This window comes from Pantoea rodasii (genome assembly GCF_002095465.1).
Lineage (GTDB): Bacteria > Pseudomonadota > Gammaproteobacteria > Enterobacterales > Enterobacteriaceae > Pantoea > Pantoea rodasii.
Genome location: NZ_MLFP01000049.1, coordinates 1 through 2,880 on the forward strand (window position 1 = coordinate 1; position 2,880 = coordinate 2,880).

The window sequence follows — 2,880 nt, forward strand, 5'->3', positions numbered from 1 at the left end:
AAATAAATCCAGGTGTAATTACTTCACACCGTCTTCTTTGGATGGCTCGTTACGATTAGGCATGTTTTTCAACCCAGGAACCTTACATGAGCCTCCCCCCGCTGCTGCAAACATCCCTTTGACGTCATCAACCATTCCACCCATGATGCCAGCTATTCCTGCACCTCCCAGGAACGTGATCACGTAATCAGCCAAAGTAGCCTGCAGCCCAAAAACTCGCGTCACGCCAAAGGTTGCAATACGCGCATAAACCATTAGCCAACCAACCAATTTTACTAATCCCACTATTGAATCAGCGTTCGTATTAGCTAGCGCTGTTCCAAACAGCAGATTCAGCAGTGTCCCGCCCGCCATAACGGCGACAGAGGCAAAAAAGAATCCCAGCACCATCAGTGAGGGGCGAAGCATCATATCAATCAGGAAAATATAGCCGTACGCGCTGCGGCTACCCTTATCTTCTTCTGCACCAAGGTGTGTCGCAGACCACATCGGACCCGCAGCACATCCAACCATCACACTGACAAACCAGTTGAACGCACCTACCATCCAGTAAAGAAACGGAACTGCAGGCAGGAATACGGCCAGAGAAAATCCAACTGCGAATAGTAACAACATTAGAAAATAAAATGGAGGCGATAATAAGCCCAGAATATCTTTAATAGTTCCGGCTGGGTTTTGTGTTAATTCACCAAATTTTCCAAGCAAAGAATGATCTACAGCTGCTGCCCCATAAGCACTGACAAACGCAGTAAGGGCGACCTCTGTCGAGCCTAATGTATAGTCGCCTACAGTTTGCATTTTAATTAGTGGATTTACTTGATTAGAGAAATTAGCTTCAGTCCCTGTCATTCCCGTTGCAAAAACAGTCGTAAGCCTCTGCATAGGACTTCTTAACAAACCTACAAAAAAATATCATCCGGATCAGCAGCATTTGCCGCTGCACCACCATCATCTTTAGCCGTTTGCGTGCCCAGAGGCGCGGTGTAAGTACTGTTCTGCACCTGCGAACGGTAGGCCGTTAACACCTGGTGATACAGGTCACCTGTGTCGGTTTCACCGTGCATGCTTGCCCCTGACGTCACCGGGGCCGCGTTGGCCACTTCGTTCGTTTTGCTGTTGGCCGTCGCAAAGGTGTTGTACCAGGCGCCCAGCGAAATCCACCCGTAAGTTTTGAGTTGCGTCGTCAGCTGGCTCTGCAGCGAGTCCTGATAGTTGAGCTGATTCAGCGCGTTGTTGACCGTGGTTTCATACGCTGCGGCCGCATTCTGAATCGTGGTCTCCGGATCGTTCAGCGTGCCGGTGTCCTGGTCACGCCTGCTCAGGTATGCGTCGACATACGCCTGCGCCGCGGCATCGAGCGTGGACTGCATCGTATCAAGTGCGGAACGTTGCGCCGTGGTCACGCTCGCCGTGTTCACCGCCGAGCCGAACAGGCTGTCGAGTACGCCCGTTGATGTCTCCGGGATGCGGGCGCTGCCGCACCGCGCGCGCCGCCGATCGCGTGGAGGGCGCCGTGGGCTGTACGACCAGCGACATCCCGCTGCTTATCATGTCGGCGGCCTTGTCGGTCAGCAGGTTGGCGCTGCCGATGCCCATGGTGGAGGCCGCCCACAGCATCACCAGCTGCGACAGCGACCATCCGGATGCAGTGGGGATAAGCGTAATAAAGCCGGCAAAGCTCATCACGGGGTGCAGCATCGAGCGTCCGGCGCTGAACACCTTACCGTCCTGCCCGCCCTTGAACAGCGTTTTGAGCGTCACGATAAGGAACCACACCAGCGCCACCGTGCACAGCACGCCGTTCAGCAGCGCGAACAGCGAGCCGATGAGCGTGGCCTGCCCGGGCTGGAACGGCGATATCACCACGTCCCCGAATATCATCACCAGCGCCTGCCGGGAAAGGTCCCCGGTCTTGCTGGCGGCGTCACTGATGGTCTGATAGTCCACGCCGTTGGCGAGCGCCGGGCAGGACGCGGCGCACAGCAGAGCCGCCGCCTGAATTTTGTCAGTAGCTTCATGGATTACCTGCGGGTCAGGAGCTGACCGGATGGAATAAGTGAAGGCCGCAATGCGGCGGTATTAGGGCGTTATCAGCGACTGCACCGCAGCGGGGCTGCGTCGCGAAGGATGAAGGCGAGATGATGTTTCAGCACACGGGCGCCAGCGGAAACCACGCTGAACCCAACGAGCATCGCGACGGCAACCAGCGCCAGCGCAAAGCAGGCGGCGAAGAGCAGAGAACCAGTCAGCACCATCCATTCCACCGGTGTCATGTTCCCACGACTGTGCGTGGTCCTGGAGAGTAATGATGTGTGGCCACAATGCGTAAATGAAGAAGACGGCCATGCCCACCCGGGCAATGACGCTCAGTGTTTTGTTCAACATGACAGGGGGCTCTCAGTGCGCCGGTGAAGCACCGGCGGGCGGACGCCGCCCGGTGAAAGGCGGGGTCAGAAGGCTTTACTTCACGTACTGCCAGACATGCTTAGGCACGCGGTCAAACAGCTTGCCGGCGGCGAACTCGGCTTTGCGGTGGTCATAGGCCGACGTCATCGCAAACTCTTCCTGTGCGTCACCGGTGTATTGCAGGTGCTCGTAAACTTTCTCCAGCGTGTCCAGATTCTGGTATCGCCGGAACTTCAGCAGCCATTCGGTTCGGGTCATGGTTGTTCTCAATGGTGGGATAGCAATGCAGAAGGCAATGATAACGCAGATAAGCGCAGCGTATCACCCTGAACAGACTGAATGTAAATCAACTTTTTGCCTGATGAGTATGGTGTGCCGTGACGGACTTTTCCACTGGCGCCGGTTCATACCGGCTCTGCCCGCCTGCCTTCAGGCCCACCGGAGCGCAGGGGGGGGCGGGGCCGAGTCCCGGGC

The 2,880-nt window shown here is 56.4% G+C and carries 5 protein-coding genes; all 5 read right to left on the bottom strand.

Features of this window, described 5'->3' with window-relative positions:
* Positions 1–18: 18 nt before the first annotated feature.
* Positions 19–882 carry a DotA/TraY family protein gene (locus HA45_RS28465; protein WP_240629200.1) on the bottom strand — a complete coding sequence of 288 codons (864 nt, stop codon included), beginning with the start codon at positions 880–882 and terminating at the stop codon, positions 19–21.
* Between the two features lie 17 nt (positions 883–899).
* The gene (locus HA45_RS28470; protein WP_240629199.1) at positions 900–1,403 is read right to left on the bottom strand and encodes a hypothetical protein; all 504 of its coding nucleotides are present in this window, start codon (positions 1,401–1,403) and stop codon (positions 900–902) included.
* Positions 1,375–1,947 (bottom strand): hypothetical protein, encoded by a 573-nt coding sequence (locus HA45_RS28475; RefSeq protein WP_244563524.1) that lies wholly within the window; start codon positions 1,945–1,947, stop codon positions 1,375–1,377. Before HA45_RS28475 ends, HA45_RS28470 begins: the two co-directional genes overlap by 29 nt.
* A gap of 143 nt (positions 1,948–2,090) precedes the next feature.
* On the bottom strand, positions 2,091–2,255 hold the full coding sequence (locus HA45_RS27380) for a hypothetical protein (RefSeq protein WP_157811626.1): 165 nt from the start codon (positions 2,253–2,255) through the stop codon (positions 2,091–2,093).
* Positions 2,256–2,460: 205 nt separating this feature from the next.
* Positions 2,461–2,664, bottom strand: a complete 204-nt coding sequence (locus tag HA45_RS23210; RefSeq protein WP_100701395.1) for an Hha/YmoA family nucleoid-associated regulatory protein — start codon at positions 2,662–2,664, stop codon at positions 2,461–2,463.
* Between the last annotated feature and the right edge of the window lie 216 nt (positions 2,665–2,880).